Annotated in this window: 15 protein-coding genes; 9 read left to right on the forward strand and 6 right to left on the reverse strand. The window is 70.2% G+C overall.

The features are described from left to right. Nucleotides 1–140: 140 nt before the first annotated feature. The gene (locus tag CG740_RS41255) at nucleotides 141–431 is read left to right on the forward strand and encodes an alpha/beta fold hydrolase (protein ID WP_234376643.1); all 291 of its coding nucleotides are present in this window, start codon (nucleotides 141–143) and stop codon (nucleotides 429–431) included. Beyond that, nucleotides 392–1,120, forward strand: coding sequence for a hypothetical protein (locus tag CG740_RS42020; RefSeq protein WP_442802867.1), 729 nt, complete (start codon nucleotides 392–394; stop codon nucleotides 1,118–1,120). Before CG740_RS41255 ends, CG740_RS42020 begins: the two co-directional genes overlap by 40 nt. Here CG740_RS42020 and CG740_RS34095 read toward each other — a convergent pair. Genes CG740_RS34095 through CG740_RS34105 form a run of 3 tightly spaced genes read right to left on the reverse strand, consistent with a single transcriptional unit; the run spans nucleotide 1,050 to nucleotide 3,782 of the window. After that, on the reverse strand, nucleotides 1,050–1,718 hold the full coding sequence (locus CG740_RS34095; RefSeq protein WP_234376644.1) for a hypothetical protein: 669 nt from the start codon (nucleotides 1,716–1,718) through the stop codon (nucleotides 1,050–1,052). The two genes, CG740_RS42020 and CG740_RS34095, sit on opposite strands and share 71 nt — an antisense overlap. Continuing rightward, the gene (locus tag CG740_RS34100; RefSeq protein ID WP_100579190.1) at nucleotides 1,705–3,012 is read right to left on the reverse strand and encodes a DUF7224 domain-containing protein; all 1,308 of its coding nucleotides are present in this window, start codon (nucleotides 3,010–3,012) and stop codon (nucleotides 1,705–1,707) included. Before CG740_RS34100 ends, CG740_RS34095 begins: the two co-directional genes overlap by 14 nt. Then, a complete protein-coding gene (locus CG740_RS34105) occupies nucleotides 3,006–3,782 on the reverse strand; it encodes an ATP-binding cassette domain-containing protein (RefSeq protein ID WP_199846654.1) in 777 nt (258 codons plus the stop codon). Before CG740_RS34105 ends, CG740_RS34100 begins: the two co-directional genes overlap by 7 nt. Nucleotides 3,783–4,057: 275 nt before the next feature. On the opposite strand from CG740_RS34105, the gene CG740_RS34110 reads away from it, so the two are divergent. Further along, a complete protein-coding gene (locus CG740_RS34110; RefSeq protein WP_100579191.1) occupies nucleotides 4,058–4,798 on the forward strand; it encodes a class I SAM-dependent DNA methyltransferase in 741 nt (246 codons plus the stop codon). A gap of 178 nt (nucleotides 4,799–4,976) precedes the next feature. On the opposite strand, the gene CG740_RS34115 is transcribed toward CG740_RS34110, so the two are convergent. Beyond that, a complete protein-coding gene (locus tag CG740_RS34115) occupies nucleotides 4,977–5,459 on the reverse strand; it encodes a MarR family winged helix-turn-helix transcriptional regulator (protein WP_100579192.1) in 483 nt (160 codons plus the stop codon). 89 nt (nucleotides 5,460–5,548) lie between these two features. Here CG740_RS34115 and CG740_RS34120 point away from each other — a divergent pair, with 89 nt between their 5' ends. Beyond that, nucleotides 5,549–6,472, forward strand: a complete 924-nt coding sequence (locus tag CG740_RS34120; RefSeq protein ID WP_100579193.1) for a quinone oxidoreductase family protein — start codon at nucleotides 5,549–5,551, stop codon at nucleotides 6,470–6,472. A gap of 78 nt (nucleotides 6,473–6,550) precedes the next feature. After that, entirely contained in the window at nucleotides 6,551–7,210 is a 660-nt protein-coding gene (locus CG740_RS34125) for an MSMEG_1061 family FMN-dependent PPOX-type flavoprotein (RefSeq protein ID WP_100579194.1), read from the forward strand. Nucleotides 7,211–7,292: 82 nt separating this feature from the next. On the opposite strand, the gene CG740_RS34130 is transcribed toward CG740_RS34125, so the two are convergent. Then, complete coding sequence (locus CG740_RS34130; protein WP_100579195.1) at nucleotides 7,293–7,730, reverse strand: hypothetical protein; 438 nt, start codon at nucleotides 7,728–7,730, stop codon at nucleotides 7,293–7,295. A 578-nt stretch (nucleotides 7,731–8,308) separates the two neighbouring features. On the opposite strand from CG740_RS34130, the gene CG740_RS34140 reads away from it, so the two are divergent. The 4 genes from CG740_RS34140 to CG740_RS34155 all read left to right on the forward strand — a co-directional run bounded on the left by CG740_RS34140 (nucleotide 8,309) and on the right by CG740_RS34155 (nucleotide 15,340). Continuing rightward, the gene (locus CG740_RS34140) at nucleotides 8,309–10,573 is read left to right on the forward strand and encodes a SpoIIE family protein phosphatase (protein ID WP_199846655.1); all 2,265 of its coding nucleotides are present in this window, start codon (nucleotides 8,309–8,311) and stop codon (nucleotides 10,571–10,573) included. Nucleotides 10,574–10,648: 75 nt separating this feature from the next. Continuing rightward, nucleotides 10,649–12,235, forward strand: a complete 1,587-nt coding sequence (locus CG740_RS34145) for an FMN-binding glutamate synthase family protein (protein ID WP_100579197.1) — start codon at nucleotides 10,649–10,651, stop codon at nucleotides 12,233–12,235. A gap of 143 nt (nucleotides 12,236–12,378) precedes the next feature. Beyond that, nucleotides 12,379–14,106, forward strand: coding sequence for a thiamine pyrophosphate-dependent enzyme (locus tag CG740_RS34150; RefSeq protein WP_100579198.1), 1,728 nt, complete (start codon nucleotides 12,379–12,381; stop codon nucleotides 14,104–14,106). A gap of 112 nt (nucleotides 14,107–14,218) precedes the next feature. Then, complete coding sequence (locus tag CG740_RS34155) at nucleotides 14,219–15,340, forward strand: aminotransferase class V-fold PLP-dependent enzyme (protein WP_100579199.1); 1,122 nt, start codon at nucleotides 14,219–14,221, stop codon at nucleotides 15,338–15,340. A 138-nt stretch (nucleotides 15,341–15,478) separates the two neighbouring features. On the opposite strand, the gene CG740_RS34160 is transcribed toward CG740_RS34155, so the two are convergent. Beyond that, complete coding sequence (locus CG740_RS34160) at nucleotides 15,479–16,141, reverse strand: deoxynucleoside kinase (protein ID WP_100579200.1); 663 nt, start codon at nucleotides 16,139–16,141, stop codon at nucleotides 15,479–15,481. Nucleotides 16,142–16,791 lie beyond the last annotated feature (650 nt).

The following is a 16,791-nucleotide window of genomic DNA, read 5'->3' on the forward strand; positions in this document are numbered from 1 at the left end:
GATCTTGCGGTCCACCGCAGCCCGAACCGTCAAAGGCTCGACGGATGGACGCGATCGCACAGGCAACGTCCGCTGTTACCCCTGGCGGAGTGAAGCGGGGTAAAGCGGGGTGAACTGGACCGCAGAGGACGGGTGTTGAGGTGGTCGAGGCAGGTTCCGGCGGTCCGGCCGTTGTCCTGGACGCGGCCAGTGGTACACCCGCTCTGACCTGGACGCCGATCCTGCCGGTACTCGCCCGGCACACCCGGGTCATCGCCTACGACCGAGCCGGGCTCGGCGTGAGCGACCCTGCGGCACCGCTGACGATCGACTCCCGGATCGACGACCTGGCAGCGCTGGTGTCCCCGAGGGAGACGGGCCATGCGTGGTGGTCGGCCACAGTTGGGGTGGCATGCCGGCCCAACTCGTCGCCTGGAGGCACCCGAACCTGATAGCCGGCCTGGTCCTGGTCGACCCCGCGCACGAGGACTTCCAGCCCTGGACGATCCGCGCAGCCGAGTCAGCACTCGCCCTGCCGTCCGCCCTGAGGAGAGCCGTCGGATCGGCTGATCGCCCGCGTCGGGCGCAGGCGGTGCGCGAAGCGGACCGGAGGAGCGACGGCCCGCATGCTCGGAGCCTGCTCGTCGAGGCAGAACTGGCCTGCGCCGCGCAGGCGCACCAAAGGCGCACCAGCGCGGCGGAGAGCCGGCGGCTCCGCAGCCGCGCCGCGGCTGTCCGGCGACTCCGTACGCGCTCGCAACTGCCCGACGTGCCCGTGCGCGTCCTGAGCGCGAGCCAGGGTCTGCCGAAGGGCATGCGCGCGCGAGGACCTCGTTGCAGGCCGGGATCGCGGCCACGGCGGTCCGTGGCGAACACATGGTGGTGCCCCAGGCCGGCCACTACATCCACGAAAGCCGCCCTGAAGCCGTCACGGCGGCGGTGCGTACCGTCGTCGATCTGGCACGGAGGAGCGGGCTCCCGCGTTGAGGGCGAACTCCCCGCCCTGCACGACCTGTTCGGGGAATTCTCGATGCCGTTCGTGCCGGGCCGACCGGGCTCACCGTCCCCGTTCAGGTTGCGGACCTGTCTCGGCGCGGTGCATCCGCGGAAGCACTCCTTCTGCGCAGGAAGCCTGTCCTGAGTGCGAGGCCCCTCAGTCGCCAGGGAGTCGCGGCGATCGTAGTGATACCGGTCAGCAGCGCGAGGGCGGCCAGGGTCCAACTAAAGGCATCGACGGGTGAAGTGGCCGTCCAGTCCCACCAGTTGAGGGGGTACCAGACCAGGAGGAGTGCGGAGGCCAGTGGGACGGCCCAGCTGAGCCGTTGTCCCAGCAGCCGGACGGAGAGCAGGGCCAGGCCGAGCCAGATGAGGACCGAGCGTACGAAGACGGCGCCGGCCTCCGGCCCTACGGCCAGCGCCTCCGTAGTGAAGGAGAGCGCGCAGACCACCAGGGCCAGTGCGGTTCGGTACACGGCGCGCATCCGGTGCATGGCGACTGCTCCCATCGCATCGTGCGCCGACATCGCTCCGTCGAGCGCGGCCGTGAGGAAGACGGCCGAAAGGAGCGGGAGTTGCTGACGGTAGGGCACCCCCGTGGTAATGCCTCCGCTGCCGATGGAGGGCAGGGCGATGTGCGTTCCGCCGAAGAGCGCCGACACCAGGGCGACCACTGCCGTTGCGGCGAGAACTTCCCCGCCCCGGTGGACTCGGGCGTAGCGGAGCAGATCAGCGAGGTTCACGGGGCTTACACCAGGAAGGATCGCGAAGAAGATGGGTGTGCTCCCGCGCGACCCACTTCTCCTGCTCGGCCGATGACATGCGTGCGGCGCCGCTCGCCTCGCGCTGGGCTTCGGAACCTCCTTCGGTGTGAATCCCCTGGTCGGCGGTGGCCGGGTCTTGGCCCATGGACCGGTATTCGAGCCAGAGCTGAAGGTTGTCGATCGCCTGCCACGCGCGGAACTCCGACGGAGGTGGCCGGCATTGGCCGAACGAGGCAGTGAACACGTCGTGTGCCATGGCAATCGCGGCGGTGCGTACGTGCCCTTCGGTGATGTCGAATCCCCGGTCGCCCAGCATGGTGCGGTGCAGCCCGAACTCCGAGAATCCGGCGGGCACTTCGACGCCGGGCTGTGCCGTCGCAGTCTGGCCGAGGCGCTGTGCCATGCGGGTCAGATCGGGCAGGTACTTCCGGTGTTCGGGCCAGACGCACACGCGCGGGGCGCCCTCGTCGGCGCGGTCGCACAGCGGTGTGACCGCTGACGCCGGGCGCTGCACGCTCAGTTCGCCGGCGGCCGAAACCGCGGCCACGGCGATGAGGCAGCACATCGCGGAGACGACCGCGACACCGAGGACGTGCCGAGGCATTCTCCGAAGGGGTATGTCGTCCGCCGACCTGCTCCGCCGCGCCGGTGCTGTCACCGCCAGCACCGCGAACGCGAGGGCCCACAGCAGACGGAGCGCGACCGGCAGCGGGCGCAGGTGGGTGTCCGGCGGTCCCGCCAGGACGTCGAACTTGAACGGCAGGGCCAGCATGCTGATGAAGCAGCCCAGCGCGCACACGACGGGGGTGAACCCTGCCGAAGGCCACCAGCGACCGGCCAGGTGTCCCACGGACGCGAAGATGATCAGCGTCGATGCCCCGAGCAGCAGGTACGACGGCCACAGGAAGCCCGGTCCGGCGTCTCTGAACGAGACCGCCGCGGCGACGAGACACCCGGCGCCGTAGGCGAGGAACCCGAGCGTGAGTGTCGCGGCCAGCCGCACGGCCTCGATCCGCCAGCCGGGCCGGGCCGCGCCGAGAAGGAACTCGGGCATCTTCGCCCGGGAGGCCCGGCCGGCCTGCCAGGCGGAGACACCTGCCAGAACCGAGCCCAGGAACAGCGTGCCGACCTGCGCGGCCACACTCGCCTCGGGCCACACACCGATCCAGTACCGGGACCGTCCGAAGAGCACCACGAGATCCACGGCGATCATCACGGGGAAGGCGGTGAGAAGGGGCGAGCGCCGCAGCTCGATGCGGTATGCGTTCAGCATGCGGCTTCCTCGGCCGGACCACGACTGCTCAGGACGGTCATGTAGCCGCGCTCCAGCGGGCTGTCGCCCGGGGCCGAGGCCGTGGACAACTGCGCCAACTGCCGTGGCGTACCCCGGTGGACGACGCTGCCCCCGCTCAGCACGAGGACGCTGTCGCAGGCGGCGCCCACGTCCTCGACGAGATGAGTACTGAGGACAACGGCTGCGCCCCCACGGGCGAGGGAACGGATGAGTTCACGAAAATCGAGGCGCTGCGCGGGGTCGAGGCCGACCGTGGGCTCGTCAAGGAGCAGCAGCGACGGGGAACCCACGATCGCCGCGGCGATCCCGGCCCGGCGGAGCATGCCACCGGACAGCGACTTCATGCGGTCGCGGGCCCGGTCGGCCAACCCGACGGCTGCCAGCGCCTCTTGGGTGGCGCAGTCGGCCCGCTTCGACGGGACCTCGCGCAGCCAGGCGCAGTAGCGGACGAAATCCGTGAGGGAGAATCCCGGGAAGTAGCCGAAGTCCTGAGGCAGGTAGCCGATGCGTCGACGGGCCTGCCGGGCGTCCTGTTCGCTGATGACGGGCCTGCCGAAGAGTTCCAGCGTTCCGCTCCGGGGCGGCGCGATCGTGGCGAGGGTACGGAACAGGGTGGTCTTGCCCGCTCCGTTGGGGCCCAGCAGACCCGTGACACCCGGTTCTATGGACAGGTCGAGGCCGTCGATGACCTCGCGGCCCCCGTACCCCTGTGTGACCGCCGTCAGACGGGCGACGGCATGAGTCGTCATGAAGAGATTCCCCCGAAGTGACTTGTGGGTCCGCCCTTTATAGCGGGCGCAGAGCAGCGCTGGCGAACCATCGATGTTCGGGGAGCGACCGTGCCATGGGCCAACTGAGGGGTGCTGCGGCAGGGCGAGTAACTGGGCCTTTGCGGTGGGGAGTTGGTCTCGGGCGCGAGCGCATCGGAAGGAGTCGTGGTGGTCCGAACGGAGCGTCGCGGGCGTGGCCGGCGGAAGGCAAATGTGTCGACGTGCTCTCTCGGTGTCCGGCAGAGTGTCGGCCCATGACGAGCAGTGAGCTGTGGAGTCGTGAGGCCGCCGACCGCTACGACGCCGGCGAGACCGAGATGTCCTCGGCCGCCGTGCTCGGACCGACCATCGCCTTCCTCGCCGAGGTCGCCGGGGACGGCCGGGCGCTGGAGTTCGCCATCGGGACCGGGCGCGTGGGTGTCCCGCTCCGGGAAAGCGGTGTGCCGGTGGCGGGTATCGAGCTGTCCGAGCACATGGCGGCGGTCCTGCGTCGCAAGATCGACGAGGACACCCTTCCGGTAGTCATCGGAGACATGGCCACCACGGTCGTCCCCGGCGAGTTCGCCCTGGTGTATCTGGTCTACAACACCCTCTCGAACCTGCTCACGCAGGAGGAGCAGGTCGAGTGCTTTCGCAACGCCGCGCGTCATCTGCGGCCCGGTGGCCGATTCGTCATCGAGCTGGGCGTGCCGCCGCTTCGCTTCCTGCCTCCCGGGCAGGTCGCGGTGCCCTTCGACGTCTCCGAACGGCACCTGGGCTTCGACACCTTCGACCTGGTCCGACAGGTTCTCGTCTCGCACCATTTCACCCGCGACGGCGACGACGGCTCATACCGGCGCGACAGATCCCAGCACCGGTACGCCTGGCCGGCGGAGCTCGACCTGATGGCACGCATCGCGGGGCTTGAGCTGGAACGTCGCGTCGCGGACTGGGACGGGACGCCGTTCACGCAGGATTCCGGCAAGCACATCTCCGTATGGCGCAAGCCGCTCTGAGGCCGGGCACGCGGCGGCTCCTCGCCGGGTGAACCCACTCCTTGAGTTCGGGTAGTCGTCGCCGACACTGGCCGCGGTGCGTTCCGCTTCCAGGGCGCGGGGATCGTGCCAGTCGAATCCCGGCTTGAACCGTGGGTCCACCCGGGGTCGGATGCCCGGGACGGTTCCGGGCTCCGCCTCAATGCGTAGAAGGCGCTGTGGAGTCGGCCCGGGCACTCGAACGGGGATGGGACGGTGCCTCGTGGACGCGAGTGAGCAGAGCCATCAGCTGGCGCTGCTCGTCCGGGCTGAGCGGTGAGAGCAGCTCGGCGTTCGCGGACGCTGCCAGCCTGCCGCAGCGGGCGAGGACGGCCGTGCCCTTCGGGGTCACGGTGACGGCGTTCTTGCGCCGGTCGGCGGGGTCCGGGGTGCGCAGCACGAGGCCCGCCTGCTGGAGGTGGTTGAGCATGCCGACCATGTCCTTGGGGTCGATCGCGAGCCGACGGCCCAGATCGGCCTGGGCCACGGGGCCGTACTCGGCGGTCGCGGCGAGCACCGCGTGGTGCATCAGCTTCAGCCCCTCCGCGGCGATCGCGTCGCCGACCAGGCTCCGGCCGCGCGACGCGACGCGGCCGATGAGCCACGTCGGCAGGGACTGGATGTGCTGGAGTGCTGAGGACACCGGCTCAGCATACCCAAAAGTCGTTGGACGTCCCTACGGCTTTGGTCCTATCGTTGGGATGCCCAATGAAATGGAACAGGGGAGGTCCTGTGCTGCGCGTTCGCCATGAGGTCAACGGTGCCCCGGAGGTGCTCTTCACCGAGATGGTCGACCTACCCGAGGCGGGCCCCGGCGAGGTGCTGGTCCGGGTCGAGGCGATCGGGGTCACGCTGCCCACCGTGCGCAAGGTGCGGGAGGGCCGCGAGCCGACTTCGCTCGGCGGCGAGGTCGCCGGGAAGATCGTCGCCCTCGGAACGGGGGTCACGGCCTTCGCCGTCGGAGAGCGCGTGACCGGGCTGTGTTTCACCCATGCCTACGCCGAGTTCGCGGTCCTGAGCGCCACGATGACGTCCCGGATCCCGGGCGACGCGAGTGCCGTGGAGGCGGTGGCGCTGGTCCGCAGCGGACTGGTGGCACGCGGCGTCTGTGCAGCCGCACGCGTGGAGCCGGGCGAGTCGGTCATGGTCACGGCGGCGGCCGGCGCGGTCGGCACGCTCGCCCTCCAGTGTGCCAAGGCCTGCGGGGCGGCACGTGTCGTCGCGGCGGTCGGTAGCGCGGACAAGGCGGGATTCGTACGTGGCATGGGGGCCGACGAGGTGGTCCTGTACGACGACGCCGACTGGGGCGCCCCGTACGACGTCATCCTCGACGGAGTCGGTGGCGACCTGCTCGGCCCCGCCGTGCGGGCTCTGGCGACAGGCGGCCGGCTGGTGGCCTTCAGTTCCGGCGGCGGCACCGTGGAGGCGTATGAACTCCTGGTCCGCGGTGCCTCGATGATCGGCTTTCAGATGCGGGCCGTCGCCTCCGGCCATCCCGACGTGTACGCCCGCTGGTTGCGCGAACTCTGGCAGATGCGGGACGCCGGCACTCTGCGGACCGCCGTCCACGAGGAGATTCCCCTTGCTGAAGCTTCCCGGGCGCACGCTCTCATCGAGCAGCGCCGCAACCTCGGCAAGGTCGTCCTCGTGCCCTGACGCGGGCCGGCCTCCCCACCCGTCGGCCGAGGTCCATCGCAAGTCGGCGCCCCGACGGGGCCCGTTAGGGTCGAAGGCATGACGACATCCCTTGCAGGCAGTGCCTTCGACTCGCTCCTCCTCGACGCCGTACCCGATCAGGAGTCGCTGCGCCATGTCTACGAGCGACCCGGCGACGCGGCCGTGCGCAAGCAGATGACCGAACTCACCGAGCAGACAACCCGGTTGATCGGCTGCTCCTCGCTGGTTTTGATCGCCAGCGCGGACGCCGAGGGCAACTGCGATGTGTCACCCCGCGGTGGCCCCGCCGGATTCGTCGCCGTCCTGGACGCGCGGACCGTGGCGATACCGGACGCGACCGGAAACAAGCGCCTGGACACCTTGCAGAACGTCATCGCCACCGGACGGGCCGGGCTCTTGTTCGTCATCCCGGGGCGCACCACGACGCTCAGGGTGAACGGCCGGGCCTGCGTCTCCACCCGCCCCGAGCTGCTGTCGCAGCTGACCGCCGTCGGCAAGCCGCCTGCCAGCGCACTGGTGGTGGGGATCGAGGAGGTCTACCCGCACTGCCCCAAGTCGCTGCTGCGCAGCGCGGCCTGGAAGCCCGAGGAGTGGCTGGCGGCCGATGCCCAGCCGGCGTCGGCCGAAGTGACGCTGGCCCAAATGCGGATGCCGGAGCTGACGATCGCCGACATCGAGCGGGCCGAAGCGGACTCGCTGAAGTACCGGTACGAGTAGGGGAGTTCGCCCGTCGTCGCGCTCCTCGTTGCCGTTCGCCCCGCCTTCCGTTTCGACGCGGTGGCCGGTGGCGTCGGGGTGATCAGCAACCGGACCGGAGTGGCAGCAAGGTCATCTTCGAGCCCACCTCTGTCGCGGCGGCCTGCTCGTACACGGCGGATTCGACCTCGTACCAGACATGGTCCCGCCCGGTGTTCCCGTTCACGTCGTCCAACTGGACGCACCAGCGCTTGGCTTGAGCGACGCGGACGTACGGCTCCGTACCGCGCCGAACCTTCTTGCAGTCCTGATAGGGCTCGGTGGTGTACCACGTACGGGTCTTCTTCGTGGCACCGGAACCGCTGGTGGAGGTGTGCTTGACCTGCTTGGTCCGGGTGGTGCACTGGGTCAGGAACGCGGGGCGGCGGTCGATGACCGTTTGACGAGGAACATGCCGGACATCACCGCGCGTGCCCGAAACGGCTTTGTTGTCGTTCTTCGTTCCGCAGGCCGATACCGCGGCGATGACCAGTACCAACATCAGGGCGACGACCAGGGGTCTTCGGGCTGGTGCACAGGACGAGGGGAGTGAGCACGGTGGGAGCAGTTCACGTGGTGACGAGACAGGTCGGAGTCGGGCCGGGTGGTCCACGGGACGGCTGGGTATGTGCACGGGATGCTGCTCTCCTGTCTGTTGACGCCGGATCAAGATCGAGGACGGCCGTCATTCGGGCGCTTGCACGGGATGCGGCAATCTAGCCGAGGCACGCGACTGCCCCTTGTGCAGCCTGGGTTCTCGCCCCGTTCGCCGGGTCGGCCCGGAGGCGCTTGGCAACCAGGCGGCGTCGTCGCGCCTCGTCGCGCATCGGTTCAACCGGTTCGGAGGTCCGACGTCTTCGCCTTGCCGAGCCCTCTGCGGCGGCTGGCCGGGCAAGAACCGGTGCGGCCCCTTGCGGCCGTGTCGGAGGCGGTGGCCCGGGCCTTTTCACTGAGGGTGCTCGACCCCGTCTTCGCCGTACACGGCGAAGTGGGCCGGGCTCTGGTCGCTGGTCTGGACCGGCGTGACATCGTGACTGTCGACACGGGCGGTTCGGAACAGTCGATGGAGAGGCAGATCACATGAGGCGCGTATCGGGGCGGTCCGGCCCCCAGCATGCCGGGACGGCAGGTGCGCGCATCGCTGACACCACGCACGCCGACCATGACCTTCGGGCGCTGTTCGGAGAGTCCTCTGCCGTCTTCGCCTCCCTCGCCGGGCCCGCGCACATGGTGGAGACGGCGAACGCGGCCTTCTTCGCGACCATCGGCGGCCCTGATCGCACACGCACCGGCGTGCCGCTGGGGCAGCTGGTTCCGGAACTCGTCGAGCAGGGATTCATCGAGCTCCTGGACCGGGTGTACCGCACGGGCAAGCCCCACACCGGCCGTGGGGCCCGGGTACTCCTGGGCGGGGGAGCGAGTGCGCGGGAGGCGTTCTTCGACTTCAGCTACGAGCCCCGGACGGACGCGGGCGGCAACGTCATGGGGGTGCGGCTGATCGGCGTGGAGACCACCCAGGTCGAGCACGCCCAGCGGCTGACCGCCGAGCACCGGGTGCTGCTGGAGCAGATCGCCCGCCAGGCGCCCCTGCCCGAGGTCCTCGACGGCATGGCCCGCGCCATCGAGGAGCTCGCGCCCGAAGAGGTGCTGGTCTCGGTGCTGCTTGCCGATGCCGACGGACGCCACCTGCGCCACGGTGCGGCCCCCAGCCTGCCCGCCTTCTACAACCAGGCCATCGACGGCATCGCCACCGGTGAGGGCGTCGGTTCGTGCGGCACGGCCGCGTACCGCCGCCAGCCGGTGATCGTCACCGACATCACCGCCGACCCGTTCTGGGACGACTTCCGCGACCTGGCCGAGAAGGCCGGGGTGGCCGCCTGCTGGTCCACCCCGATCCTGGCCCGCGACGGATCCCTCCTCGGCACCTTCGCGATGTACCACCGCACCCCGCGCTCCCCGCAGGAAGCCGACCTCGCGCTGGCCCGGGTCTTCGCCGACACGGCCGCCCTCGGCATCGAACGACACCAGGCCGAACAAGCGCGAACCGCGGCCGAAGCACGCGAGAAGGCCGCCCGCGACGACCTCGCCTTCCTGCTGAACGCCAGCACCTCCCTGAGCACCAGCCTGGACGCGGCCGAGGCCCTGAAGCGGCTGGCGGAAGCCTGCGCCCCGGCGCTCGCGCCCCTGTGCGCGGTCGACATCGTCGAGGGCGGGCGCGTTGTCCGCGTCGCCGCCGCCGCTCCCACCGAGACCCAGTGGGATCTGCTGGCTTCGCACATTCCGGTCTACGAGGCCGCCGATGACGCGGTCGGCCGCGTCCTGGCCTCAGGTACCAGCGAGATCGCCCGCCGCACACCCACCGGCCCCGGCCCCTGGCACGATCTCGATGTCACCGGTTACCTGTGCGTTCCCCTCGTCGATCGCGGCACCGCGTTCGCGACCCTGACGCTGCTGTCCACCGGCGACCACAGCTTCGACGGGCACACCGTCGCCCTGGCCGAGGAGCTGGCCCGCCGCGCGGCGGCGGCTGCCCGCAACGCCCGCCAGTTCACCCAGCGCGCCGCCCTCGCCCGCGATCTCCAGGCCGGTCTGCTCCTTCCCGGTCTGCCCGACGTGCCCGGCGCCGACGTCGCGACGTACTACCACCCCGCAGGCGAGGGGCTCGACGTCGGCGGCGACTTCTACGACGTCTTCCCCCTCGACGACGGACGGTGGGCGTTCCTGCTGGGGGACGTGTGCGGCCGTGGCGCCGTGGCCGCGACCACCACCGCCCTGGTCCGGCACACCGCGCGTGCCGTCGCACCCCTCCTGCCCGGTCCCGTCGACGTCGTCCAGGCCGTCAACCGTGCCTTGATCAACCGGCCCGGGAGCCACGGCACCGGCTTCGTCACCCTGGTCTACGGTCAGCTCACCCCCACCCCCGCCGGCCTGGCCATCGAGCTGGTACGAGCCGGCCACACGCTTCCCCTGCACCTGGACAGCCGGCACGCCGTGCACCCGGTCGACGCGCCCGGACTCCTGCTCGGCGTCGTCGCCGACCCTCAGCTGACCCCGCACCACCTGCACCTGCGCCCCCACGAGAGCCTGGTGCTCTACACCGATGGGATCACCGAAGCACGCGGCGAAGACGAACTGTTCGGGGACCAGCGCCTGACGGACGCGGTGGCCGACGCCCCGGGCCACCCTGCGGCGCAGCACGTCATCGACACGGTCACCCGGGCCGTACACGCCTTCACCGGCGGCCACGACATCGACGACGACCAAGCCATCCTCGTGCTGACCGCCACCGCCACCGCTGCCACCGCGACTTCCCGTGCGCAGGCCGTGGAACCTTCGCGGGGTTGACGCGGGAGCCCACGGCGCGCTTGTGCCGCACCGCCGCCGTACATGAATGGCGCGATCCCGGATATCCGGTCATCCATGGTGCGATTCGGGTCCGTGGCCCTCCTCATTGTGTGTGCCGCCGCAGCGGTGACCTCGGCGTTCGCAGTCTCTCCGTGGTGGTGGTTCGCGGGCGCTCCGCTGCTGGCCATCGCCCTGCTCGGCTGCTACGACCTCCTCCAGCGGCGCCACTCCGTCCTGCGCAACTATCCGGTCCTCGGACACGCCCGTTTCCTCCTGGAAGCGATCCGGCCCGAACTCCAGCAGTACTTCGTGGAGCGCAATTACGACGGCCGTCCCTACGACCGCGACACCCGCAGCATCGTCTACGAGCGGGCCAAGGGCGTAGACGCCGAGGAGCCCTTCGGCAGCGAGCGCGACATGTACAGCCGCGGCTACGAATTCCTGGTGCCCTCGATGCGCCCGGTCGACATGCCGAAGCAGGCTCCTCGCGTGCGGGTCGGCGGCCCCGACTGCACCCGCCCTTACGACATGGCGCTGCTCAACGTCTCCGCGATGAGCTTCGGCTCGCTCTCCGGCAATGCCGTCCTCGCCCTCAACACGGGCGCCGCGCGGGGAGGATTCGCGCACGACACCGGTGAGGGCGGCCTGTCCGAGTACCACCTGCGTCCCGGCGGCGACATCATCTGGGAGATAGGCACCGGCTACTTCGGCTGCCGAACGAAGGACGGCGACTTCGACCCGGACAAGTTCCGCGAGAAGGCCGCCCACCCTGCTGTCAAGTGCGTCTCCCTCAAGCTCTCCCAGGGTGCGAAGCCCGGCATCGGAGGGGTGCTGCCCGGCGACAAGGTGAATAGCGAGATCGCCCAGGTCCGCGGTGTTCCGGAGGGGAAGACGGTCGTCTCACCGCCGTACCACCGGGTCTTCTCCACGCCGCGCGAAATGGTGCGCTTCCTGGCCCGGATGCGTGAACTCGCGGACGGGAAGCCGGTCGGCTTCAAACTCTGCCCCGGCTCCCGCGTGCAGTTCCTCGCCGTGTGCAAGGCGATGATCGCCGAGGACATCACCCCCGACTTCATCATCGTCGACGGCGCCGAAGGCGGTACCGGCGCGGCCCCGCTGGAGTTCGCCGACCACCTGGGCATGCCGCTCACCGAGGGGCTGATCACCGTCCACAACGCCCTGGTCGGCGCCGGGCTGCGCGACCGCATCCGGATCGGCGCGAGCGGCAAGGTGGCCACGGGAGCCGACATGGTCAAACGGCTCGCCATGGGAGCCGACTGGACCAATGCGGCGCGCGCCATGATGTTCGCCGTCGGCTGCATCCAGGCCCAGCGCTGCCACACCAACCGCTGCCCCACCGGCGTCACCACCCAGGACCCGCGCCGGGCCCGCGCTCTCGACGTCGTGGACAAGTCCGAACGGGTCCGGCGCTACCAGGAGGCGACCGTCTCCAGCGCCCTGAAGATCATGGCCGCGATGGGCGTTTCCGACCCCGGGGATCTCGGCCCTCATCTGCTGCGCCGCCGCGCCACCGACGGCGACGACTTCCGCTCCTACGCGGAGCTCTACGAATGGCTGAAGCCCGGCGAGCTGACCCTCGACCCGCCCGCGGGATGGGCCGCCGACTGGAAGGCCGCCGACCCCGACAGCTTCACCGGCTGACCACACGGCCGTCCGTCCCATCGGCCGCAATTCCGTTTGAACGATCCGTGGCGGGCGCACCGGATGTGCAGACCCGACACCCGGACCACCGCTTGCCCGCAGACCACGTCCCGCGGGCCGGCTCCACAGAAAGGACACCCTCCATGTCCCGCACCGTTGCCCGCCTCTTCGTCGATGCCCTCGAAGAACTCGGAGTGCGGCAGGTCTTCGGAGTCGTGGGTGACGCGCTCAACCCGCTCACCGACGCCATCAGGACCTCCGACTCCCTGTCCTGGGTGGGCTGCCGCCACGAGGAGGCCGCAGCGTTCGCGGCCGGAGCCCAGTCGCAGCTGACCGACACCCTCGGCGTCTGCATGGGCACCGTCGGGCCCGGCTCCGTCCATCTGCTCAACGGCCTGTACGACGCGGCGAAGAGCGGCACGCCCGTCCTCGCCATCGCCGGCCAGGTCCCGCGCTCCGAGGTCGGCACCGACTACTTCCAGGAGGTCGACAACGACCTCCTGTTCAAGGACGTCGCCGTCTTCCGCGCCACCGTCACCTCGCCCGAGCAGCTCCCCGCCCTCCTCGAAGTCGCCGTGCGCACCGCCATCGGGCGCCGGGGCGTCGCCGTCCTGACCATCCCCGGCGACATCGGCGACCAGGAGCTGCCGACGGACCGACCGCTGCGGCTCTCCGTCGCCCGTTCCGAGAACCGTCCCGACGACCCCGCCCTCGACGAGGCCGCCCGTCTCATCGATGAAGGCGGAAAGGTCACCCTGCTCGTCGGACGCGGATCCCGGACCTCCCGCGACGACGTCCTCGCCCTGGCCGACCGGCTCGCCGCGCCGATGGTCCTCACCCTCAAGGCCAAGGAGGGCTTCGAGGGCGACAACCCGTTCCAGGTCGGCCAGACCGGCCTGATCGGCAATCCGGCCGCCGCCCATGCCATGGACCACGCGGACACCCTGGTCCTGCTCGGCACCGACTTCCCCTACCGCGAGTGGTACCCGGAGGGCAAGAAGGTCGTCCAGGTCGACCGGGTCGCCGAACACATCGGGCGGCGCGTGCCCGTCGACGTGGCGCTCGCCGCCGACGTCGGCCCCACCGTGCGTGGACTCCTGGAGCGCGTCGCCGCCCGCGAGGACCGCAAGCACCTCGACTCCGCGCGCGAGAAGTTCACGCACTGGCAGGACGGACAGCGCCGGCTCGCCGCTCCCGGCCACGACAAGGGCCTGATCGGCAAGGTCCGCTCCGCCTTCGACAACCGCGACCACCTCGTACGCCCCGAGGCGCTCGCCGCCGCGGTGGACGCCGCGGCCGCCGACGACGCCGTGTTCACCTCCGACACCGGCATGGCCACGGTCTGGCTCTCCCGCTTCGTCGAGATGCGCGGCAGCCGCCGGTTGATCGGCTCGTACAACCTCGGCTCCATGGCCAACGCGATGCCGCAGGCCATCGGCGCACAGTTCCTGGACCGCGACCGCCAGACCATCGCGTTCTGCGGGGACGGCGGCCTCTCGATGCTGCTCGGCGACCTGATGACGATCCACACCGAACGACTGCCCGTCAAGCTCGTCGTCTTCGACAACCGGCGCCTGGGCATGGTGAAGCTCGAACAGGAGCAGGCGGGCCTCCCCGAGTTCGGCACCGTCCTGGACAACCCGGACTTCGCCGCGGTCGCCCAGGCGCTCGGCATCAAGGGCATCCGTGTGGAGCGCGCCGAGGATCTGGCCGAGGCGATCGAGCGCACCTTCGCCGAACCCGGACCGGTCCTCCTGGACGTGCTCACCAACCCCGACGAGATCGCCGTGCCCGCCAAGCCCACCGTTCAGCAGGGCTGGGGCTTCGCCATCGCCAAGGTGCGCGAGAACCTGCGCAGCACGGGGAGTTGAGGTCGGCGGTCGCCACCGGGCTCGGGCCGATCGGTCCGGGCCCGCCCCAGCTCCTGAGCAACTCGGCACCCCCACCGCGGACTTGATCACATCGGCAGGCAGGATGGCGTCCATGGGACTTCACTCCACCTATGGACTCACCCGAATCATCAACGCACGGGGTCCGTACACCCCCCTGGGTGTCTCGCGCAGTGAGGACGGCGTGACCGCAGCGGTCGCCGCGGCCCTGTCGGAGTTCGTCGTCATGGAGGAACTCCAGGACGTGGCCGATCGGGCCCTCGCCCGGTTCGCCGGTGCTGAGGCGGGGACAGTGGTGCACTGCACGGCATCGGCGATCACCCTCGCCGTCGCGGCCACGATGACGGGGGAGTCCGCGGAGCGTATCGCGGCGCTGCCGGACACCACCGGCATGCCCCGCGCCGTCGTCCTTCCCGCCGGCCATGCGGTCGATTACGGCCACCCCATCACCCAAGCCGTCCGACTGGCGGGCGCGGTTCCGGTCACCGTCGGCACCGATGAGACGTACACCCTTGAGGACCTGGAAGCCGGCCTCGCGCGCCCTGATGTCACGTGCCTGCTCCTGGTGTCCTCGCGTCTCGTGCGCGGAGCCGGTGCGGAGCTGTCCGAAGCGGTCGCGGTCGCGCATCGCCGCGGAGTGCCCGTCGTCGTCGACGGCGCAGCCCAGGACTTCCGGATCGATGAACTGCTGCGTACGGGAGCCGACTTGGTGACCGTCAGCGGGCAGAAGTACCTCGGGTCGCCGACCGCCGGTCTCGTGGTGGGCCGGGCGGATCCGGTGGCGGCGGTCCGGGCGCAGGAACGGGGGATCGGCCGTGCGATGAAGGCGAGCAAGGAGGCCGTCATCGGCGTCCTCGCCGCGCTGGAAGCGCGTGCGGAACTCGACGTGGCGCAGTGGAAGCAGCAACAGGCGGACAAACTGGCGGACTTCGTCACACGGGCCGGCGCCCTCCGCGGCATCACCGCGGGGCCCGTCCCGGATCCGACCGGGCTGCCCTTCGAGCGCGCCCGCATCGAAGTGGACCCCGCCGCATCCGGAATGGACGCCGCCGCCCTGGAGCGCGCGCTGTACTCGGGCTCGCCCTCGATCCGGGTCATGCCCGGCTGTCGGCAAGGTGCGCAGGAGCTGCTGCTGGAACTCGTGCCCCTGAGGCCGGCCGAGATCGACACCATTGTCGCCCGGCTCGGCGAGCTCCTTCCCGGCCGACAGGACTGATCTGTTGACAGCCCCGCTCCGTGGGAGAGATGCCGTCCCGCCCTGGCTGCGGTCGGATCGCGGCCCTGTCATCAAGGTGCCGGCCGTGGCTGGTCCAGGTCAACCAGCCGGTCCAGGTCAACCAGGCACGTACTGGGGTCAGCTACGGGGCGTGGCGGCCGCCAGTGCGGCCTTGACCTCTCCCACCACGCGGGCTGCGTCCTCGGGGTTGTTCACCACATCCGTGCGGTTCATGTCGACAACGAGGACATCGCTGGCCGAGTAGTGCTTGTGCACCCAGTCGTCATACCCGGCCCAAAGCGTGCGGTAGTACTCGACGAGACTCTCGTCCTGCTCGAAATCGCGGCCCCGCAGCCCGATGCGGTGCAGGACGGTGTCGAAGTCCGCCTTGAGGTAGACCATGAGATCGGGTGCCTTGCGGTACGGCAGGCCGTCGATCTCGCGCATCATCTCGTTGAGCAGGCCCTCGTACACCTGCATCTCAAGGGAGCTGATGCGGCCAAGGTCATGATTGACCTTGGCGAAGTACCAGTCCTCGTAGATGGACCGGTCCAGGACGTTGTCGCCCTCCTTGTACGCCTCCTTGATCGAGGCGAACCGCGTCTGAAGAAAGTAGAGCTGGAGGAGGAAGGGGTACCGCTTCGCCTGGATCTCCTCCGGGGTCGCCGTGTAGAAGAGCGGGAGGATCGGGTTGTCTTCCACGCTCTCGTAGAAGACCGCGCTGCCCAGCTCCTTGGCGAGCAGCTCGGCAACGCTCGTCTTGCCGATTCCGATCATGCCTCCGACGCAGATCACTGGCATTCCTCACTTCTCCCCGGGGGATCTTCTGCTCGCGGGCGGGCAGGCTGGGCGCCCCGCACCGACCAGGACACCGGTCGGCGGAGAGCCGACTCCCCGAGAACGTTCAGCTCAGCGTCGTGCAGCCACTGTTCCAACCCGCCGCCCCGAGGCCGCCCTGAAGCATAAAGGACGAAGTACCCACCCCGGCCGCACGGGTTGCGCCTGACCCCGGCCCCGGCGCAGCCGCTGCTATCCGGACTTGGGCCAGGCGGTGAACCGGCGTACGCCGTGGCCGGTTCCGTCCGGAATCGGCGCGCGGCAACCGCCCGGCGCGCGATGCGCCCGACGTGCGCACGGTCGCGGCGATCTCTCGCCGGCCCCGCCGGCCCCGCCGGCCCAGCGGCGCCCGCATTCTCCGGCCGTCCAGGAGACGTCACACTCCGAAAACAGCGCCCGTGCGGCACCCACCACTCCCCGCTCGATTTTTTCGGTGTGCGGATCGAGAATCCCCCGAGTCCAGGAGTGCCGTGATCCCGCCACCGCGCATTTATGGTGTGAGGAATTCATGAACGACGCCGAAATGGACAGCGGCGCGAATGCGTCGTCCATCTCCGCGCCTTCCCGCCGCGTACCGCACCTCCGGCGGTGGTCTCCCGGCGCAGCTCCTTCAA

Origin of the sequence: Streptomyces sp. CB01201 (assembly GCF_002803085.1) — a bacterium.
Classification (GTDB): Bacteria; Actinomycetota; Actinomycetes; order Streptomycetales; family Streptomycetaceae; genus Streptomyces; species Streptomyces hundungensis.